The sequence below is a fragment of the Larkinella humicola genome (genome assembly GCF_008727875.1).
GTDB classification, from domain to species: Bacteria; Bacteroidota; Bacteroidia; order Cytophagales; family Spirosomataceae; genus Larkinella; species Larkinella humicola.
Map to the genome: position 1 here is coordinate 238,557 of NZ_VTWS01000002.1, position 21,039 is coordinate 259,595.

Here is a 21,039-nt window from a genome sequence, read left to right on the forward strand (position 1 = left end):
AAAAAGGGTATGCTACAAAACTATTTCAAAATCGCCTGGCGGAATCTTGTCAAAAACAAGGCATTTTCGCTCATCAACATCATCGGTTTATCGGTCGGATTAACCTGCTGCATTCTCATCACGGCGTTCGTCGTTGATGAACTTAGCTATGACCGGTATCCGGCACAAGCCGACCAGATTTACCGGGTTGGTCTGCATCTGACGGTCAATGACGGCATCACCGACTTCCCCAACGTCGATGTTGCCGTGGGCCAGGGCATCAAAAACGCGTTTCCGGAGGTCGAGGCATCCACCCGGCTGCTGCGGTGGAACCAGGTTTTTATTCGCTACCAGGAGAAGCAGATCAAGGAAAAATCCATTGCGGTGGTGGACTCCAATTTCCTGACGATTTTCTCCCTGCCGTTTTTGGAAGGTGACTCAAAAACCGCCCTGAAAGAGCCGAATTCCGTGGTGGTAACGGAGGAATTTGCCACGCGTTTTTTTGGCAATGAATCCGCGCTCGGCAAACTGCTGGTCTTTGGTACCAACGGCGATGTCCGCAAAATCACCGGCGTCATCCGCGAAATTCCAAAGAACTCGCACTTTCACTTCAGCCTGTTTTTCAGCACCGCCGACGTAAAATACGCCCAGAACCAGACCTGGAGCAACGTGGGCTGCTATACCTATCTGGTGCTCAAAAAAGGCACCGATCCGCAGAAGCTGGAAGCGAAATTCCCGCAACTGGTTGCCAAACACGTCGTTCCCGAGATTCAGCACGATATGGGCGTCAGCCGGGCCGAAGCGCAGAAATCGGTCAATACTTTCCGGTTTTTTCTCCAGCCGCTAACCGACATTCATTTGCACTCGGCCACGAAGTACGAACTGGAGCCCAACGGCAACATCAGCTACGTGTATATTTTCAGTGTTCTGGCGGTTTTTATCCTCCTGCTGGCCATCGTCAATTTCACCAACCTGTCGACGGCGGGAGCCGCCAAACGCTCCAAAGAAATCGGGATCCGGAAAGTGATGGGGTCGATCAAGACCCAGTTGATGGGGCAGTTTCTGCTCGAATCGGTCATTATTACATTTCTGGCCCTGCTGCTTTCGGTTGGGATGGTGACGGTGCTCCTTCCCTTTTTCAATGATTTGGCCGGGAAGCAAATTGAAGCCTATACGGTATTTAACCCGAAAAGTATCGCCGGTTTTCTGGCGTTCGGCGTCTTGGTCGGCATTCTGGCGGGCATCTACCCGGCGTTCTTCCTCGCTTTTTCCAAAATCACCGCTGTTCTCAAAGGCGGCTCGGTTCTCCAGAACGCCGGTCGCGGTGGCTTACGGAGTGGCCTGGTGGTTTTTCAGTTTGCCATTTCCGGGGCGCTCATCATTGCCACCCTGGTGTCGTACCAGCAACTGAAATTCATGCAGACCAAAACGCAGGGCTTTGATAAAGAGCAGGTTCTGGTCATTCACGACACCTACATGCTGGGAACGAACGAAACCGCGTTCAAAGATCAGTTACGGCAGGACAGCCGGGTGGTTCAGGCGAGTCTTTCCCGCAGCATTCCGCTCAGTAATGAGACCCAGGAAGGCACGCAGATTTTCGGAAAAGACCCGGTCAAAAAGGCCAATACCAACGAAATTCAGGCTACGGTTTTTCGCATCGACGACGCGTATTTGCCCACGCTGGGCATTTCGTTGCGGGCGGGGCGGAATTTCTCGAAGGCATTTTCAACGGATTCTGCCGCCGTGATCATCAACGAAGCCACGGTTCGGGATTTGGGCTGGGGACGCAGCAATCCGATCGGCAAAACCATCGTCCGTTCAGGGCGTCGGGAATTTACGGTAATCGGCGTCGTCAAGGATTTTCATTATGCCTCCGCCCGGCAAAAAATTGCTCCGCTCATAATGATTCTGGGCGGTAATTCGGGCGCCATTCAGGTGAAGGTGAAGGCCGATGATGCTTCCGGTGTGGTCGAATCGTTCAAGCAGAAGTGGGCCGCCCTGAGTCCTCCCGCCCCTTTTACCTACACGTTTCTGGATGATCGCTTTGCGGCTTTGTACGAAGCGGAGCAAAAAACCGGTCGGCTCTTCACGGTTTTTGCCGGCATTTCGATCGTCATCGCCTGCCTGGGCCTGTTCGGGCTGGCCACGTTCACCGCCGAACAGCGCACGAAGGAAATTGGCGTCCGGAAGGTCATGGGCGCCACCTCGTCCAGCATTGTTGTGCTGCTCTCGAAAGACTTCCTGAAACTGGTTTTCATTTCGGTCCTGATTGCCTTCCCCATCGCGGGCTGGACGATGCATGCCTGGTTACAGGATTTTGCGTACCGCATCGAAATCGCCTGGTGGATCTACGTCCTGGCGGCTTTTCTGGCCGTCGGCATTGCGTTGCTGACGGTTTCGTTCCAGTCGATCAAAGCATCGTTGATGAATCCCGTGAAGAGTTTAAAGAGTGAATAAAGTGCTCAGTACCAAACCTATCCTATGAGATGATTAAAAATTACCTGAAAATTGCCTACCGAAACCTGCTTCGTCAGAAGACGTTTTCGATCATCAACATCGTCGGTTTAACCGTCGGGCTGACATGCTGTTTCCTGATTCTGCTCTTCGTGCGGCACGAATTGAGCTACGATACGTTTCAGCAGAAATTCGACCGGATTTACCGGGTCAGCTACCTGCCCAAATTCGCAGGGCTGGAAGAACCGCTGGCTCTGACGCCCCCCCCGGTTTCGCCCTTGTTGACCTCCAACTTTTCGGAAATTGAGAAATCAGCCCGGGTCTACCGCAGCAGTGCCACCATCGAGCTGATGGACAACCGGCAGTCGCAACCCGTCAAATACGACGAGGAACGGTTTTTCTTCAGCGATTCAACCCTGCTCGACATCTTCTCGTTCAAGTTCCTGCAAGGCGATCCGCGTACAGCCCTGAAGGACAAATTTACGGTGGTGATTACCGATGAAATGGCCACGAAGTATTTCGGTAAAACCAGTCCGCTCGGCAAAACCCTGCTCTACGAAGGCCAGCATCCGCTGCGGGTGACAGGCGTGGTAGAAAAATTTCCGGACCATTCGCACATTCACATCGACCTGCTGTCGAATTACGAAACGATGTTTGCCACTGAAAGTGAGAACGTTCGGCAAAATCTTCCGCAAAACTGGGTCATTTCCCACGGCTACACCTACGTCCTGCTGCGCCCCGGAACATCGCCGGAGTCGGTCAACGCCCGGTTTCCGAAGTTTCTGCTGACACACGCCGACAAGCAGTTCGCCAAAGACATTGTGTATGCGCTGGACCCGATGCGGGATTTTCACCTGCGTTCGCGGGCGCAGGGCGCTCCGGAGGCTCCCGGCAGCATGACCTACATTTACGTTTTTCTCGGCATTGCGGTGATCACCCTGCTGATTGCCTGCATCAATTTTGTCAACCTCTCGACAGCTCGCTCCCTCAAACGGGCGAAAGAGGTCGGAATTCGGAAAGTACTGGGCAGTGAAAAACAGCAACTGATTGCGCAATTTCTGGGCGAATCCCTCCTCCTGAGCGTCATCGCTCTGGTGTTTTCCTTCGTTCTCATTGCGGTTTTGCTACCGGTTCTTAACAACCTGACGGGCAAAGAACTGACCATTCGCTACTTCCTGTCCGACACCGGTTTGCTGGTCCTATTTGTCGGGATTGCGCTACTAACCGGTTTATTATCCGGCAGTTACCCCGCTTTTTTCGTGTCCGGTTTTCAGCCGATTGCGACCCTGAAAGGCAGTTTTGTCAGTGGAAAAGCCCGGGGTGGGCGGTTGCGGCAGGTGTTGTTGGGCGCGCAGTTTGTGGCCTCGATTGCGCTGATCATCGGTGCGTTGGTGGCTTTCCAGCAACTGGAATACATGAAAAACCGTCCGCTCGGATTTGAGAAAGACTTTATCATTACGGCCAATACGCGAAACGAAAAGATTACCAACGTTTTCGCCAACCGCTCCGACAGTACGTATTTGCGGTTGCGGACCTTCCGGGATATTCTGCTCAAAAATCCGCAGATTCGGCAGGTCACGCTGTCGACCCAGCAGATGGGTTCCGGTTCGGTTCGGCGGAATGTGATTGCCGAGGGCCATTCGCCCGACGAGAACATTTTTATCGGAACGATGGGCGTCGATCACAACTTTGCCCAAACTTACGGACTCAAATTTGTGGCCGGACGGGATTTCTCGGAGTCGTTTCCCACGGATAAAACGGCGGCTTTTCTGATCAACGAAACCGGCGTGAAGCAACTGGGCTGGAAATCGGCCACCGAAGCCGTTGCCAAGTCGGTCAATCTGGAAGGCAAACAGGGCAAGATTGTCGGCGTTTTAAAAGATTTCCACAACCAATCGCTGCAACGCCCCATCGAAGGCATGCTGATGACGATCGACCAGCCGTTGCTGCGGCTTTTCTCGATCAAAATTCAGTCGCAAAACCGGGCCGAAACCCTGAAGTTCATTCAGCAGGAATGGGACCGGTATTTTCCGGAAAAAGGCTTCGCTTCGCAGTTTCTGGACGATAACCTCGCCCGGCTGTATGAAAACGAGCAACGGCTGAGCCAACTCATCGGCTACTTTGCCGGGCTAGCGGTTCTCATTTCGTGCCTGGGTTTATACGGTCTGGTGTCGCTCGTTACGCAGCAGAAAACCAAGGAAATCGGCATTCGCAAAGTGCTGGGTGCCACCATCAGCAGCATCGTTGGGCTGGTCTCGCGTGATTTTGTGATTCTGGTGGTCATCTCGCTGGTTATTGCCTCGCCGGTGGCGTGGTGGGCCATGACGAAATGGCTGGCAGAGTTTGCGTATAAAATTGACATCGAGTGGTGGATGTTCGCGCTGGCGGGCATTCTGGCGGTTTTGGTAACCCTGATCACGGTGAGTTTTCAAAGCATCAAAGCCGCCCTGAAAAATCCGGTAAACTCACTTCGTTCGGAGTGAAGAGTTAAGAGTTAAGAGTTGCTGACGCATTATTTAACCCTTCACTCATCACTCTTAACTCTTCACTCATAATTCTTCACTAAAATGTTTATGAACTACCTCACAACCACCCTGCGGCACCTCTGGCGGAACCGGTTATTTACCGCCCTCAACATCCTGGGCCTGGCCATTGGCATCAGCGGGTGCTGGGTGATTTACCGGATTGTCAGCTATGAATTCAGCTTCGACACCCAACAGCCCAACCGCGAGCGGATTTACCGGGTGGTGAGCCACTTTAAATCGGAGGGGAATGAAGGAAAAAATGCCGGAGTGCCAATGCCGATGGCCGAAGCCATCCAGGAACAGGTGCCGGGGCTGGAGAAGGTAGTGCCGGTTTGGGATCACTGGAAACAAAGCGTTCTGATTCCGGGCGGAAAAGCCGGTTCCAATCAGTTTTCGGAGCCTGAAAAGCTCATCGTCACCACCAACGCGTATTTTGAGATGGTGCCCCATCGGTGGTTGGCCGGCAACCTGGCCACGGCCCTGGATGCGCCCAACCAGGTGGTCCTGACGCAAAGCCGGGCAGAAAACTATTTTCCGGGCGTTCCCATGGCGAAGGTGCTGGGCCGCACAATCATTTACGACGATACCGTCACGGTACGGGTTTCGGGCGTGGTGGCCGACCTCGCTTTTCCGAGCAGTTTCGATGCCAAAGAGTTCTTTCCCATAAAAGGAACGACCAACCGGAACCCGAGCTGGGGCGGGGTCAGCTCCAACAATAGGCTGTATATCCAACTCGTACCGAATGCGGTTCCGGCGAAGGTGTTGAAGCAGATCAATGCGATTTCTGCCCTGAACGGCGCGGAAAATATGAAAAAGTACCACTTCAAACGCTGGCATGAACTGCTTCCGCTGGCGCAGGTGCATTTCTCGACCGAATACGGCGAAAACCTGCGCAAGGCCAACCGGAATGTGCTCTACGGTTTGATGGGTATTGCGGCTTTTCTGCTGCTGCTGGCCTGCATCAATTACATCAACCTTACCACAGCGCAGATGCCGCAGCGGGCGAAAGAAGTCGGCATTCGCAAAACGCTGGGTAGCTCACGCTGGCACCTGATCCGGCAGTTTCTGGGCGAAACGCTGGTGATCACAATCCTGGCGGTTTTGCTTTCGGCTTTCCTGTCGCAGTGGGTGCTGACGTATTTTGAGAAGTTGATTCCGGACGGCATGAATGCCTATACGGATTACGGAAAGATGGCCCTTTTTCTGGCGGTATTGGTGGTGGGGGTTACCGGTTTTTCCGGCCTGTACCCCGGCTGGCTCGTCACCCGCGTTCAGGCTGTGAGCATGATGCGCGGACAGGTCACGGCGGAAGTCGGAAAAGGCGGTTTGACGATGCGCAAAAGCCTGATCGTCTTTCAGTTTGTGATCGCCCAACTGTTCATTGTCGGAACGATGCTGGTGGGACGGCAACTGAATTACCTGCTCCATAAAGACCTGGGATTCAACCGGGAAGCCGTGTTGCTGGTCAATGTTCCCTGGAAACTGAGCGACAAACCCGCTTACAAGCACCGCCAGTTTACCATGCAGCAGGAACTGGCCAAACAACCCGGTATTGCCGGTGTCGCGCTCGGCAATGCGCCCATGAACCAGTCGTTTAACAGCAACAGTTATCAGTATAAAACGAAGAAAGGCGAGGTGATTGAAAAGGGAATGTATCTCAAACACATCGATACGACCTTGCTGGCGATGTATAAAATTCCGCTGCTGGCCGGCCGGAATCTAACGGCATCCGACACCGCCCGCGAATACATCATCAACGAAACCGCCCTGCACGAATTCGGGATTGCGTCGCCCCAGGAAGCGATTGGCAAATACATTCAGGAGGTTGATGGACATCCGATCCCGATTGTCGGCGTGGTGAAAGATTTTCACATCGGCTCGTTTTACCAGAAAATTGATCCGGTTCTGCTGATGACGAACAAAAATAGCCTGACGACTTTCAACATCAAACTCAGTACGTCGAATCCGGAACAGTGGCAGACAGCCATCCAACAGATCGGAAAAATCTGGAAAAACTTCTACCCGACCGAACCGTTTGAATACAAGTTCTACGACAGCACGCTGGAAGAAATCTACGCCAGTGATCGGAATATGTCCCAGGTCATTAAGCTGGCCACCGCCGTGGCCGTGGTCATCAGTTGCCTGGGGCTGTTCGGATTGTCAACCCTGATTGCCTATCAGCGGATTAAAGAGGTGGGGGTTCGTAAGGTTTTGGGGGCAACGGTCGTTAGTATTGTAAGCCTGTTGACGAGGGATTTCCTGAAGCTGGTGTTGGTCGCCATCCTGATTGCGTCGCCGATTGCCTACTACTTTACCGACAAGTGGTTGCAGGATTTTGCGTATAAAGTGGCTATTGAATGGTGGATTTTTGGCGCCGGGGCTGTTCTCGCCCTGGTTATTGCTTTTGTAACCGTGAGTTTTCAGAGCATCAAAGCGGCTTTGACCAACCCGGTTAAAAGTCTTCGGAGTGAATAACTGAAACTTCCAATCTCCTATACCTATGGCAGCACATATCGCTATCCCAATTCCTATGATGCCCGGCAAACAGGACATCGAAATCGAAGTCACCATCAACGGCAAGCGGCAGGAATTGCACTACCGCGTGGAGCTGTTTTACTGGGAAGACTGCAACATTCCGACCATCGACCGCGTTGATTGCATCCGACAGATGCTGGCGGGTTATGATCAGGACTGGACGCTCTACTACATTGGCTCGCCCACCGACCAGTTTGTGCCGATCACCTTCGTGAAGCGGGAGGATCTGGTGAAACAACGGCGTATGCTGGTGGAGTCTTGAGTAGAAGAGGTTATTTCGCGGAGTTGAGCGGAGGAAAAAAGAGGAGTTAAGCAGAGATTTATACCTCCGCTTAACTCCTTTCTTCTCCGCTCAACTCCGCGAAATAATCACTTATTTATTCTTATCCCACCACAACGGCGTTGCCGCGTTGTCCGGGCCGCCTAGCAGGGCAACGGCTGCTTTGACCGCTGCCGTGTTGGAAGTTTCTTCCAGCAGCAGGAACGGGATCCGGCGGGGATAGGACGTCGTCGGAACATCGGTGTTGACCGAGTTGACCACCGGGTACAATTTCGGAAACCGGGTCCGGCGAACTTCGGCCCACGCTTCGATGCCGTCTGGATACACCGCCAGCCATTTCTGCGTACCAATCTGCTCCCGCTGAATGGCTTCCGTCGCGCCCCATTTGACCGGGATCGTCGACAAAGCCGGTGATTTCTGTTGATCCTGCGGAGCAACCGGCGTTTTGGTGCTGACGATGTACGCGTCGGTCAGGGCGCTGCTGATTCCCCAGCCATCCATCGACGCCCGGATGCCTTTCTCATAGGCCTGTTGTGCCGTAGTACCACCCACATTCCAGCCATTCAGAGCCGCTTCAGCCACCAGAAAATACGCTTCGGCGGTGTGCATAATGTCCTGTTTGGTAGCGTATTGCTGCGCCCAGGCCGACCCGACTCCGGTATTTTTAACCCAACGATCGCCAATGTTGGAATTGTTGTCGTTGTTGTTGAGCGGATCGGTCAACTCAACGGAACCCAGTCCGTTGCGGACGCCTTCGTACGTTTTGGTGTTGAAAGCCGGCTGAAAATAAATCCCAATCCGGGGATCATCGAAGCCTTTCAGGATCGACTCCATCGACGCACTCATCCGAAACTCACCCCAGCCGGAAATTGTCGCCAGACCGTTGTAATCATTCCCCACCTGGTTTTTGGTCATCAGCGCATTGTCGGCAACGTCGGTCAGCAAGCCGCCCGCGATGGCAGCCTCCGCTTCGGTTTTAGCCCGAGCCGGGTCTACTTTCGAAATCCGCATTGCCAGCCGCAACCGCAGCGTGTTGGCAAATTTGATCCATTTGTTGACATCGCCCGCGTAGATGATGTCGTAGCTTCCGTACGGTTTTTCCGCCGTTTTGCCTTTCAAAACCGTCGTAGCAGCCGCCAGGCGTTTGAAAAAGTCGTCGTAAATTTTGTCCTGCGGATCATATTTGACGCTGTTGGCCGGAATACCCGCGTCGAAATACGGCACCGGGCCGTAGTAATCCGTCAGGCGGTGAAACGCAAACACCCACCAGATGCTGGCCAGTGCATACTGCGACGAAGTCGGGTCGGTCTGGTCGAACAGTGTTTTCAACTGCGGCACCACCTGTGTGTAAATCGGATTCCAGTGCGAGTTGATCCAGGTGCGGTGCATAAAATACCGGTCCGACTGGAAGTTCGGCGTCGTGGTAGCGTAGTATTGGGCATACAGATCCGCAAACAGATTCTGGGCTGTCTGGTACGTACCGGCGGCATACGACGCCTGTTGTTGCGCCCGCGAAAACAAATACGGAAGTTCCGTCGCGCTCAACGTAGTGATGGCGGTTTTGCTGGTATTGATTTCGTCAAAATCGCTTGTGCAGCCACTCCAAATGCCGGCTGCCCCGGCAATCAGGACCCCAATTGATAACTTGGTAAATTTATTGACGGGTATTTTCATGGTTCGTTCAATATTGATTATTGATTCTGAAAAATTAGCCCCCAATCCCCTAAAGGGGGCTCAAAAATCCGGATTGATAAAGCCCCCTTTAGGGGGTTGGGGGCTTTTATCGGACAATTCTTTTATTTCAGAATGTCGATTAGAATCCTAATTTTAAGTTAAGACCAACCGTGCGGGTCGACGGCAACGCGCCGTATTCAGAACCCTGGTAGTTGGCCGCACTCAGGTTCACATCCGGGTCAAACGGCAGCTTGCGGGTTTTCAAACCGGGAATGTCCATCGTGGCGTTGCCCCGGTAGAAGAAAAACAGGTTGCGGGCCGTGAGGGACAAGCGGGCGTTTTTGATGAAAAAGCCTTGCGGGAAAGGAATATTATACCCCAAAGTTGCTTCTCTCAGCCGAACGTTCGTGGTTGAATACGCAAAAAACTCGCCCCAGGTATAGCGTCCCTGCGATACGGTTTGCCAGAATTGCTCAGCCGTAACCGCTTTCGTGTTGGTTTCGCCCGTTGCCGTTACGCCCGGCAATACCCAGCCGCCTTCGCGGTTTTCGAGGGTGTATTCGGCCGTTCCGTCATACGCCAGGTTGCCATCCGTTCCGGAAACCATGATGCCACCCACCCGGCCGTCGACCAGGAAGCTCATCACGAAATTCTTGTACGAAAACGTGTTGCTAAACCCGAACGTCAGCTTGGGGTTGAAGTTTCCGATGGTTTTGAAAGCACTCACCACCGGCAAGCCACTGGCATTCACGAGCAAACGATCCTGCGCGTCTCTTGCCCAGCCATACGCCTGAAGATCCCCGTAGGAACCGCCTTCCGTCACCACGGCTGTCGTCGTCCGTGTGTTTCCGCCCAGCGTAGCACTCTTGATGTTCGGGTGGAGTTCAACGATGGTATTGACGTTCCGGGCAAAGTTCAGCGAGGCATCCCAGGTAAAGCTATTGCCTTTCAACGGCGACGCACTCAGGGTCAGTTCAAAACCTTTGTTGTTGATTTTTCCGGCATTGACGAACTGGCTGGCAAAACCCGATGCCGGAGCCAGACCCAGCGAAAGCAACTGGTTGACCGTGTTGCTGTTGTAGTAAGTAAAATCAACCCCTAAGCGGCCACCCAAAAACCGGACATCGGCCCCGAATTCGGTGGATGACGAGATTTCCGGTTTCAGGTTTTCAGCCGGGCGGGTCGTGCTGCGGGAAATATAACCGCCCGTTCCACCCTGTGAGAACGCATACGTCTGGAGCAGGCTATATGGCGCGGCATCGTTCCCCACCTGCGCCCACGACCCCCGCAGTTTGGCAAAGCTGATCCAGTTTGGCAGTTTAACCGCATCGGAAAGAATGACGTTGGCACCAAATGACGAATAAATGTAGGAATATGGTTTGGGCAGCGTAGACGACCAGTCGTTCCGCACTGAAGCATCGACGGTCAGGTAATCGCGGAACGAAACCGAAGCGGTTCCGAATACGTATTGCAGTTCTTTTTCGCTATACCCGGTAATCTGGGTCAGGTTCGACGCAAACGACAGATCGAAGCGGTTGGCAACCGACAAACCGTTGGTGCTGGCTCCCACCTGGGAGAACCGGTTATAAGTCGATCCGGCTCCCACGTTGTAGGTCACGGCGAAGTCTTTTCCGACGTTGTTGTTTCCGGAAATGATCACATCCATGTTGCGCTCCAGTTGCTCGCCCGTATAATCCGAATACGATCCACCCGCACCGGCAAACAGCAGCGTGTTGTTGGCATACCCGAAGTTGTAGCGATCGGCATACCAGTCATAACTGAGCCGCCCCTGCACATTCAGCCAGTCGGTCAACTGGTATTTGGCCGAACCGAGGGCAATCACCCGGTTCCGTTTTTCGAGCGCAAACGTTTTGTTGAGCGTCCAGTAGGGGTTCATATAAATCCCCGAGCTGGTCCAGTAGGTCGGTTTGCCGTTGGCGTCTTCATACGTATTGTAGACGTTGTTCAGATCAACACTGCGCGGCACTTTGTAGAGGTTCATCGTCACCGAGCTTTCCTCACCGGAGCGGGGCTTGTTGTCAATCTTCTGGTTGACGTACGTAATCTTGGCATCGGTCGAAAACCGCTTGGTGATCTGCGAAGTAAGCCGGAGGTTCAGCGTGTGACGCATCAGCTCGTTGTTGGGCAGAATGCCCTGGTTGTAGTTGTTGGTGTAGGACGTGTAGGTCTGCACCTTTTCGCTACCTGCCGCGATGCCCACGGAATTGTTGGTCGATATTGCATCCCGGAAAAAATCTTTGATGTTGTCGGGATAGGTCGTGGCAGCGGCTCCCCAGCTATACGGTGAGTTGGCGCTGGTTTTGCCACCGGCACCCTGTCCGAACGTATTTTGCAGTTTGGGCAATACAAACGGCGACTCCATTACCACGCCCGAATTGACGTCGACCGATACTTTCCCGGCTTTCCCTTTTTTCGTCGTGATCATAATCACCCCGTTGGCAGCACGGCTTCCGTAAAGGGCCGACGCGGCCGGGCCTTTCAGCACGTTCATCGACTCGATGTCGTCGGGGTTGATGTTGTTGGCCCCATCGCTGCCGTTGATGCCACCGAAATCGCCGGTCACCTGGCCACGGACGGTGTTGTCGACCGGAACGCCGTCGATCACAAACAGGGCGTTGTTGTTACCGGTAATGGAGCGGTTTCCGCGCAAAACGACCCGCGTAGCCGAGCCCGGACCCGAAGAGGCCTGCGTTACGACCATCCCGGCCACTTTTCCGGAAAGCGTGTTGACAAAGTTGGCATCCCGGACATCGACCAGTTTTTTACCATCGATCTGCTGGGTAGAATACGTCAGTGTTTTCGCATTCCGTTCGATCCCGAGTGCCGTCACGACGATTTCGTTCAACTGCTTGGCATCTTCCTGAAGCGTTACATCGACCACGGAGCGATCGCCGACGGTAACTTCCTGTGACAAAGCCCCGATGAACGAGAAAATCAAAACCGTAGCGTTGTTGTCGACCATCAGCGTGTATTTTCCGACGCTGTTTGTCGTCGTGCCTTTGGTCGTGCCTTTGATGACAACGTTTACCCCCGGCAGCGCATTACCATTGTTATCCTTAACGGTTCCGGTTACTTCCTTTTCAAGGGTGGCCACCGCTCCGGCTTTGGCCGGGTTGGCGTAGGTTGAAGCCGGCGGAGCGGACAAAGCCATTCCGATGGCCAGCAGAACAAGGGTGTAGGACCGAGACCGGCGGTTGAATGGCGCTTTCCGGTTCAAAAAAAGTACTGGTTTTCGCATGGGGGAAATGAAGTTAGAAATGGTAAAAGAGAGAATTATAATAGTATACGTTGGGTACGATCGGGAATCGAACAATTGTTTTGCTGAATAGTGACATTACTCTATTTAATTTCCCATTTTGGCGGTAATTTAATAGGAAATTGGGGATTTTCGCAAATCAGTATCCTAGAAATTGTTTCTGCCGTTTTTGTATTTTTCTCCTTCAAAAGATTTTTTAAGAATTGAAAGCTGTTTTTAATAAAAAGTTTGATTCTACCTGCCTAAACGATAACCATCGAAAAGAGAGCGTTTTAATGACTGATTAGAAAGCTTTTACAATTCGTTTACAATGTTTTACGGGCATTGATTGGCCGCGTTTGGAATGGCCAATACCTTTGGTTCATTGTTCACTTAACGAAAAGCCACCATGTCAAAAAAATGGATTTTTCTCGTCTTCTTTTTCGGTACGGTTTCCCAGCCTGCCGTTTTTAGTAGTTCCCTGCTGTTGACGGAAAACCGGATGACAGATTCTTACGAAAGCAGAAAATCAGGTGATGAGAAAAAAACGAAAGCGTTTTCCGATAATCCGTTGCTGTTGGATGGCATTTCGCTGGATTATTCCTTTTTCTCACTCAGTAGCCGGGGCAAACTGACCGTTGTTGCCGGCGATCCTTATTCGCCCGATGCCACCAAAATACCATTCCGGGCTTATCTGCGCAGAGACGGAAAACCGCTCAATATGGGAAAGGCCGATGGGCGTTGCGAAAAGTCTGAAATTGAGCTATCAGACGTGCTGGCCTACGCACAGGTCGGCGACGATCTGGTGATTGAACCAACCCGGAAAGAAGACGCAGTAGCCCGACGGATCATCCGGTTGAAGCTTTTCTGGTTTCTTAAACTCCCGTTCAGAAAAGGGGACGGTTGTTAACCAGGCCTCTAATCGCGATGAGAAAAATATTAATTTGGGTGCTTGCACTACCGGTCTTTGGATTTGCCCAAAGTCCCGAAAAAGGGATTCAAAAACCGGTCGAACAGTGGCCGCCGATTGCCCTGGTCAACGAAGTTTTGTATAAAAACGGGGATCGATACGAAGACCCGACGATCACCTATGCCGCCAGCGGTTTTTTGCTCGATACCGGAAAAGACACGCTGGCGGTAACGGCGAAACACATTTTGTGGGTCGCCCGCAACAAAGCGACGAAGCGGGTGGTGATCAACGACCAGCTTAAAACGTGGAAGATGTACCCGAAACACCACCCGGCCGATTCGGTGGTCATCGATCGGTTGATGAACGAAGATTCCACCGAAAAACTGTGGGATGGTTTTGATAACGGGGTGTTGCAACGGGACTGGCTTGTTTTCTCAACCAAGTCGGTTTCATCAAAAATTCAGCCGGTCAGGATGCGGGAAAAAGTGGTTTCGGTTGGAGAAAGTGTGTATCTGACGGGCAATCCCTACCGGTTTCAACAGACGCTGACGGCAAAGGGGACGGTTGTCAAAACGGAAGGCCCCGTCTTTTACGTCCAGTTTGAGGGCGCAGGCATGGATACGGTTTTTCTGGGTGGTGCCAGCGGATCGCCCATCATCGACAGTCAGGGGCGGCTGGTTGGCATCTATTCCAACGGACGAACAGACGCGGAAACGGGTCGACGGGTCAATGTCATCAATTCAACGGCTTATCTCAAAAAAATACTCGCCGGCGATAAACCGCTTAACGTCAACCGAAAACCGGTTTCGGTGTACCTGGATTCGTTGCTTCAGACGATGCCGGTTGAAAAAGCGTTACCGGTATTTGATCATTTTCTAAAAAATGAGTCATTGTATTATACGTACGAATTGACGTATTTTAATCACGATAACCTCATCAAAACCGGCGAGAACCTGATCGAATCCAAACGGAAAGCAGAAGCCGTCCCGTATTTCGAGTATTTCGTTGCAAAGTACGGTTATCAAGTCTACCTGCTGTCGTTGGCAAAGGCGTTGGTCCGGGTCAATCAAAAACCCGAAGCCATCAGCCGGGTGGAGAAGGAACTGAAAAAAGAACGGATGGATCCCTACGTCAAAGACGAATTGCAGAAATTTCTGACGGAGGTCAGGCGAACCGAATAAAAAGAATGGGCTATGGGAAAACTAAACCGCATCATCGCAATCATCCTCGTTCTGCTAACGGGCCTGCTGTTTGTGCAGTTCGTTCGGTCATCCCCCAATCCGACGCAGGCCGACCAGAACCGTTTTGCGGAGAAGGCCAATCTCGCCCTTCGCCGGACGGCGCACCGGCTGCTGGCTGCCGCCGGTGATTCGACCTCCCGGATTTCGCCCGTTCAGCAAACCGATGCCAATACGTTCCAGATCCGCCTGAATCAGACCTTCGACTACAGACAACTGCCCGATGTTTTGCAGGCATCCCTCCGGCTGCATGGGGTTACGCGACCGTATGACGTCGCCATCCTGAATTGTTCGGATGGCAAAATCGAGTTGGGCTATACGGTTTTGGATGTAACAAAAAAGCAGAAAGTAGCCTGCACCGGTCGCGAACAGGCCAAAGGCTGCTACAATCTCCAGATTCGGTTTACGGCGTCCGAAACACCCCCGCAAACGGCTTCTGCTTGGTGGATGATGGCTTTCGGAAGTTTGTTGACTGCCCTGGTTTTCACGGTTTTGCGCCGGTCGTCCCCGCCGAAGGAGCCGATAATTCCGGATTCAACGCCCCACGATGACCACCAGCTTCATTTTGGAAATTCCAGCCTTGACACCACCAATCTGACGTTGATTTCCGGGGGACAGGTCCACAACCTGACCTACCGCGAAGCCAAGCTGCTCCGCCTTTTTGGCGGGAATCCGAACCAACTGCTGGAACGTGATTTTATTCTCAAATCGGTCTGGGAAGACGAAGGCATCATTGTTGGGCGTAGTGTCGACGTGTTCGTTTCGCGACTGCGGAAACTGTTGCAGGACGACCCGACGCTCAAGATCGTCGCCGTTCACGGCGTGGGGTATCGCCTGGAATCCCGCCCGAACGCATCGGGAACTGCTTAATCCATCTATTTTCCTTTAGGACTTCCGCTTCTATTCTCAGGACTGTAAAAAGTCCTCCGGCACGTTTATGCTCCAAAATTACCTCAAAATCGCCCTCCGACACCTGTGGCAAAACCGGCTGTATTCGGTCATTAACGTCGTTGGTCTGGCCGTCGGAATCACCTGCCTGTTGCTGGCGATTCTCTACCTGAAAGATGAACGCAGCTATGACCGGTTTCACGCGAAAAACCCTCACCTCTACCGGATTACAACGACCGTGACCGAAACCCGGGGCGGAACCGGCGAAACGAACGGTGGCACGGGTCAGGTGCAGGGACCGGCCTTCCAGGCGGAGGTACCCGAAGTCCAGAACTACGTGCGGGTGATGGGCGGTGACATCCAGGGCCTGTTCGTGGCCAACCATAAATCGTTTGTGCTGCATCCTTTTTTTGTCGACTCCACGTTTTTCAATGTGTTCTCATTCAAGCTATTGAGCGGCAATCCGAAAACCGCCTTGCGGGGCGCTGGCACGGTCGTCATCACCGAACGGACGGCGCGGAAACTTTTCAACCGCCTTGATGTGATCGGGAAAACCCTTCTGGAAGACGGGCCTTCCGGCAAGCGGGTGGGGGCATCGATCATCACCGGTGTGGTGCAGGACCCGCCCCAAAATTCCTCCCTCCAGTTCGATCTGCTGTTTCCGTTCCGGTTCATGCAGGCGTCGTTCGACGACACCAGTTGGCTGAACTCCTATTTGAGCACCTTTGTCGTGCTGCATCCACAGGCCGACCCGGGTTCAGTTGTCCGAAAATTCAGTGCTGTATACGCAGTACACGCCCGGCAGCAGGTGGCCGAAAACCGGAGAAATTACGGTTTTGATCCGGCGATTCGGTATGGATTACAACCCATGACCGACCTGCACCTCAACCCGTTGTACCGCAGCGAAGGGAACCGGGAAGGCGGCATCACCAATGGCAGTAATCCGGTTTTTTCGTACCTTTTTTTGGGCATTTCAGCCTTTATTCTGCTGATGGCTTCCATTAATTTCATCAACATCAGCCTGGCAAACTCACTGAAACGGACCAAAGAAATCGGGGTTCGGAAATTGACGGGGAGCAGTTCGCAACGCATTGTGGCTCAATTCCTGGGGGAGTCGGCCATGCTGTGTCTGGTTGCTTTTGGGGTAGCGATTCTGCTGGCTCAGTTGACATTACCGGTTTTTAATCAGTTGGCTAGCAAAGCCATCGTTTTCCGTGAAATTCTGGACGGCGAGCTTCTCTTCTATTTTATCATCCTATTGGTCTTTAATATCTTACTATCGGGGCTTTATCCGGCACTCGTTCTGTCCAATTTTAAACCCACCGATGTATTGTACCATAAGCCGCGGCTTTCGGGACGGAGTTGGCTGGGGCAAACGCTCGTCATGATTCAGTTTGCCCTGTCGGTTTTTCTGGTAATTGCGACCACGGTTTTCCACCATCAGATGGAATATGTGCGGACGAAGGACCTGGGCTATGATCCGTATCAGGTCGTTGGAACGTACATTCCTTTCAGTACTGATCTGAAAGTCGACCAGGCTTTTCTGCGGACCGAACTGGCGGGCGAACCGTTGATCCGAAACGTTTCGTTTAACAGTGATTTGGGCGGATCGTACGAGACCCGCGCAGGAAACCGGAAAATTGAAAGCCGCTACCAGTACATTGACGAAAACTACCTGCCGGTGTTGGGCATCCGTCTGAAAGCCGGGCGCAACCTCTCCCCTGCTTTCGGGTCTGACAAAACCGAAGCCGTTCTGGTCAATGAAACGTTCGTAAAGGCCGCGGGGCTGGAGAAGCCGATCGGAAAAACCATTCGACTGCACGAAAATTTCAGCCAGAAACCGCTGACCATCGTTGGCGTGGTCCAGGATTTTCATGTCAGTTCATTGCGAGAGCGCATTCGGCCGATGGCCCTGTTCATGCGGGAGGATCAATCCAGTGGCATTTTGGTAAAAATTGACAAAAACCGCCAAAAAGAAGCCCTGGCCGTTTTGAAGAACGTATACCGGAAAGCCTACCCTTCATTTGAGATGGACTACGGTTTTCAGGATGAACGGAACGCCAAAGCCTATGAATTGGAGCAGAAATGGCAGCGAATAGTGAGCTATGCAACCCTGCTGGCGACCCTGATTTGCGGTCTCGGCGTGTTCGGTCTGGCGAAACTGGCCACCCAACAGCGGACGCGGGAGATCGGTGTGCGGAAAGTGCTGGGCGCCACGGTGGCTGACATCGTCGCCCTGTTGTCGAAAGACTTCCTGAAACCGGTGCTGGTGGCCATTGCCGTAGCCTCGCCCGTAGCGGGTTGGGCAATGAGCCGCTGGTTGCAAAACTTCGTCTACCGTGTTGAGATTCAAGGGTGGGTATTTGCCCTGGCCGGTTTGCTGGCCATCGGCATCACCTTGCTGACGGTTTCGCTTCAATCGGCAAAAACCGCCCTGATGAATCCGGTGGAAAGTTTGAGGAGTGAGTGAGTTATTTCGCAGAGCTGAGCAGAGGAAATCAGAGTTTATCAGAGAAAAATAAAACTCTGCTTAACATCTGATTTCCTCTGATAAACTCTGCGAAATAATCTCTTTTTCCTGTCCGCCAGCGAACGGCCAACCGTCCGTAAACGGACAAATGAACTCATGAACTGAGTATAAATAATTTAAAATCAGTTTGTTGAATTTTATGGTATACAGTTTGAGCATTCTGAAAGCGTGCCTTGTACGGACAGTGAACGACGAACCTTATGCTGAGCAATTACCTGAAAATTGCGTTTCGCAATTTGCTGAAACACAAAACATTCGGCTTTATCAACATAGTCGGTGTGGCCATCGGACTGGCGTGCTTCCTGCTGATCGCCCTCTACGTGCGCGACGAAGTCAGTTTCGACCGTTACAATACCAAAGCCGACCGGACCTACCGGGTTTTGCGCACTTTTCTCAACTCTAATGACGGCACCGTCGAGCTGAAACTCGGCACCGTGGCTCCTCCGTTCGGTCCACTGATCAAACAGGATTTTCCGCAGGCCGAAGAAGTGGTACGCACCCTCAGCACCAGCTCGTTGCTCAAATACGGCGAACACACCTACAACGAAAGCCGGGTGCTATTTGCCGAGAAATCTATTTTTAACGTACTGGATTTCAAGGTCATCAGTGGCAATCCCGCGCAGGCCCTGGCGCAACCGTTTTCCATCATGCTGTCGCGGCCGATGGCCGAGAAATATTTCGGCAACGAATCGCCGATGGGAAAAAGCCTGCGGAGCAATAACCAGTTTGAATTGATGGTGACGGGCGTATTTGAACCGTTGCCGTCGCAGTCGCACATTCGTCCGGATTTTCTGATCTCATTCAATACCCTGAACGACAACCGGGTTTATGGTGCCGAAGGACTGCGGACCAATTGGAGCAATAACTCGTTTCTGACGTATGTTTTGCTGGCCAAAGGCACCGATCCGGACAAATTGGTCAAGGCGTTTCCGGCGTTTCAAAACCGCCGGATCGAACCCAAAGCATCGACGTATTCGGTTCTGAACCTGCAAAAATTGACCGATATTCACCTCCGCTCCGACACGGACGATGCGCTGGAGGCCGATGGCGACATTCGCTACGTTTACATGTTTTCGGCCATTGGCCTGTTCATTCTGCTAATCGCCTGCATCAACTACATGAATCTGGCAACAGCCCGTTCGGCGGGTCGGGCGAAGGAGGTCGGCATGCGGAAAGTAGTGGGTGCTCACCGAAGTCAACTCGTGGGCCAGTTTCTGAGCGAATCCCTTTTGCTGGTGATTTTTGCGTTGAGTCTGGCGGTGGTTCTGGTCGTTTTGTGTCTGCCTTTCCTCAATGACTTCACCCAAAAGCAACTGACGCTGGATCAATTGACGCACCCGGTTTTTCTGGGCATTGTAGCCGGTATTACTTTGTTAACGGGTTTGGTGTCGGGGAGTTACCCGGCTTTTTTCCTGACCTCGTTTCAACCCATCAGTGTTCTAAAAGGGAAAATTGCCTCGGCGATGCGGACGGGCCGGTTCCGGCAGGCGCTGGTGGTGACCCAGTTTGCCATTGCGGTCGTGCTCATTATCAGCACGATGGTGGTCTACAACCAGATGGATTACATTCGAAACTACAAACTGGGATATCAGAAAGACCAGATCGTTTTACTGCGGACGGTGGAGGATTCGCCTGTCAATGCCGAAGCGCTGAAGCAGGAGCTAAAGAGCAACACATCGGTTTTGGAAGTGGGACAGTCATCGCGGATTCCGTCGGGGCGGCTGCTGGATTCCTGGGATGCCTACGTGGCCAAAGGCGACAGCATGGCACCTTCCAAAGTGATTCTCAAGGCCTTATCGGTCGATCACGATTTTATTCCCACCTACAATATGAAAATGGCGGCCGGGCGAAACTTCTCCCGCGCCTACACCACGGATGACACGGCGGCCTTTATTCTGAACGAAACCGCAGCCCGCATGTTGGGCTGGAAAAACCCCGAGCAGGCCATTGGGAAACCGTTTGGCTACGGCCAACGGCGCGGTCAGGTGGTGGGCGTCACCAAAGATTTTCACTTTGAATCCCTCCGCCAGGCCATCCCTCCCATTGCGATGTTTATGCTGCCCGAGCAGCACAACTGGATTTCGGTTCACGTGGCGGGTGGGGCCGGTTTGCAGACGGCCCTGGCGCACATCGAGTCCGTCTGGAAACGGCGGTTTTCCAGCCAGCCCTTTTCCTATGAGTTTCTGGATCAGCGGTTTGGGCGGCTTTATACCACCGAGCAAACGCAGCAGCAGCTCTTCGGTATTTTCGCCGGTGTTGCCATCCTGATTTCCTGCCTCGGTTTGTTCGGTTTGTCGATGTTCATGGCAGAACAGCGCACCAAAGAAATTGGCATCCGCAAGGTTCTGGGTGCCTCGACACCCGGACTGGTGACGCTACTTTCTAAAGATCTGCTGAAGCTGGTTCTGATTGCCCTCGTGCTGGCGTCGCCGGTGGCGTGGTGGGTGATGAATCAATGGCTGGAAGGCTTCGTGTACCGAACCAGCATCAGCCCGTGGGTTTTCGTTCTGACGGCGGTCACCGCCATCGCAATTGCCTTTGCGACGGTTTCGTTCCAGAGTATCAAAGCCGCGTTGATGAATCCGGTGAAGAGTCTGAAATCGGAATAGCTTTAATATGCTGGTCAAGACCAGCCCCACCATTCAGCAAAGCAGACAACCTCCCCTGTAAAAAATAAACCGTCCTAAACGGTTGCTTCTTACTTTGCCCGAATGATGATGGCGGTTATTCGGGGTACCCGATTGCGCCCTGATCGTATGCCCGGTAACGA

General features: G+C 52.8%; 11 protein-coding genes. 9 read left to right on the forward strand and 2 right to left on the reverse strand.

Translation table 11 applies throughout. The features are described from left to right. Positions 1-9: 9 nt before the first annotated feature. The 4 genes from F0P93_RS09020 to F0P93_RS09035 all read left to right on the forward strand — a co-directional run bounded on the left by F0P93_RS09020 (position 10) and on the right by F0P93_RS09035 (position 7,755). Positions 10-2,436 (forward strand): ABC transporter permease, encoded by a 2,427-nt coding sequence (locus tag F0P93_RS09020; protein WP_150876052.1) that lies wholly within the window; start codon positions 10-12, stop codon positions 2,434-2,436. 29 nt (positions 2,437-2,465) lie between these two features. Beyond that, the gene (locus F0P93_RS09025) at positions 2,466-4,916 is read left to right on the forward strand and encodes an ABC transporter permease (RefSeq protein ID WP_150876053.1); all 2,451 of its coding nucleotides are present in this window, start codon (positions 2,466-2,468) and stop codon (positions 4,914-4,916) included. Between the two features lie 90 nt (positions 4,917-5,006). After that, entirely contained in the window at positions 5,007-7,433 is a 2,427-nt protein-coding gene (locus F0P93_RS09030) for an ABC transporter permease (protein WP_191908761.1), read from the forward strand. A gap of 25 nt (positions 7,434-7,458) precedes the next feature. Continuing rightward, complete coding sequence (locus F0P93_RS09035; protein ID WP_150876055.1) at positions 7,459-7,755, forward strand: hypothetical protein; 297 nt, start codon at positions 7,459-7,461, stop codon at positions 7,753-7,755. Positions 7,756-7,866: 111 nt separating this feature from the next. On the opposite strand, the gene F0P93_RS09040 is transcribed toward F0P93_RS09035, so the two are convergent. Beyond that, entirely contained in the window at positions 7,867-9,447 is a 1,581-nt protein-coding gene (locus tag F0P93_RS09040; RefSeq protein WP_150876056.1) for a SusD/RagB family nutrient-binding outer membrane lipoprotein, read from the reverse strand. Positions 9,448-9,586: 139 nt separating this feature from the next. After that, positions 9,587-12,706 carry a SusC/RagA family TonB-linked outer membrane protein gene (locus F0P93_RS09045; protein ID WP_150876057.1) on the reverse strand — a complete coding sequence of 1,040 codons (3,120 nt, stop codon included), beginning with the start codon at positions 12,704-12,706 and terminating at the stop codon, positions 9,587-9,589. Between the two features lie 406 nt (positions 12,707-13,112). Here F0P93_RS09045 and F0P93_RS09050 point away from each other — a divergent pair, with 406 nt between their 5' ends. The 5 genes from F0P93_RS09050 (at position 13,113) to F0P93_RS09070 (ending at position 20,878) form a co-directional block, all read left to right on the forward strand. Next, positions 13,113-13,613, forward strand: a complete 501-nt coding sequence (locus tag F0P93_RS09050; protein WP_150876058.1) for a hypothetical protein — start codon at positions 13,113-13,115, stop codon at positions 13,611-13,613. A gap of 17 nt (positions 13,614-13,630) precedes the next feature. Then, a complete protein-coding gene (locus F0P93_RS09055) occupies positions 13,631-14,794 on the forward strand; it encodes a S1 family peptidase (RefSeq protein WP_150876059.1) in 1,164 nt (387 codons plus the stop codon). 12 nt (positions 14,795-14,806) lie between these two features. Continuing rightward, positions 14,807-15,721, forward strand: coding sequence for a winged helix-turn-helix domain-containing protein (locus tag F0P93_RS09060; RefSeq protein WP_150876060.1), 915 nt, complete (start codon positions 14,807-14,809; stop codon positions 15,719-15,721). A 67-nt stretch (positions 15,722-15,788) separates the two neighbouring features. Further along, complete coding sequence (locus tag F0P93_RS09065) at positions 15,789-18,209, forward strand: ABC transporter permease (protein ID WP_150876061.1); 2,421 nt, start codon at positions 15,789-15,791, stop codon at positions 18,207-18,209. 260 nt (positions 18,210-18,469) lie between these two features. After that, positions 18,470-20,878: an ABC transporter permease gene (locus F0P93_RS09070; RefSeq protein ID WP_150876062.1), complete on the forward strand. Its 2,409-nt coding sequence runs from the start codon at positions 18,470-18,472 to the stop codon at positions 20,876-20,878. Positions 20,879-21,039: the final 161 nt, after the last annotated feature.

Bases quoted from the DNA above. Each gene is read 5' to 3' on its own strand.
- F0P93_RS09020 (WP_150876052.1), top strand. From the start codon at position 10: ATGCTACAAAACTATTTCAAAATCGCCTGGCGGAATCTTGTCAAAAAC.
- F0P93_RS09025 (WP_150876053.1), top strand. From the start codon at position 2,466: ATGATTAAAAATTACCTGAAAATTGCCTACCGAAACCTGCTTCGTCAG.
- F0P93_RS09030 (WP_191908761.1), top strand. From the start codon at position 5,007: ATGAACTACCTCACAACCACCCTGCGGCACCTCTGGCGGAACCGGTTA.
- F0P93_RS09035 (WP_150876055.1), top strand. From the start codon at position 7,459: ATGGCAGCACATATCGCTATCCCAATTCCTATGATGCCCGGCAAACAG.
- F0P93_RS09040 (WP_150876056.1), bottom strand. From the start codon at position 9,447: ATGAAAATACCCGTCAATAAATTTACCAAGTTATCAATTGGGGTCCTG.
- F0P93_RS09045 (WP_150876057.1), bottom strand. From the start codon at position 12,706: ATGCGAAAACCAGTACTTTTTTTGAACCGGAAAGCGCCATTCAACCGC.
- F0P93_RS09050 (WP_150876058.1), top strand. From the start codon at position 13,113: ATGTCAAAAAAATGGATTTTTCTCGTCTTCTTTTTCGGTACGGTTTCC.
- F0P93_RS09055 (WP_150876059.1), top strand. From the start codon at position 13,631: ATGAGAAAAATATTAATTTGGGTGCTTGCACTACCGGTCTTTGGATTT.
- F0P93_RS09060 (WP_150876060.1), top strand. From the start codon at position 14,807: ATGGGAAAACTAAACCGCATCATCGCAATCATCCTCGTTCTGCTAACG.
- F0P93_RS09065 (WP_150876061.1), top strand. From the start codon at position 15,789: ATGCTCCAAAATTACCTCAAAATCGCCCTCCGACACCTGTGGCAAAAC.
- F0P93_RS09070 (WP_150876062.1), top strand. From the start codon at position 18,470: ATGCTGAGCAATTACCTGAAAATTGCGTTTCGCAATTTGCTGAAACAC.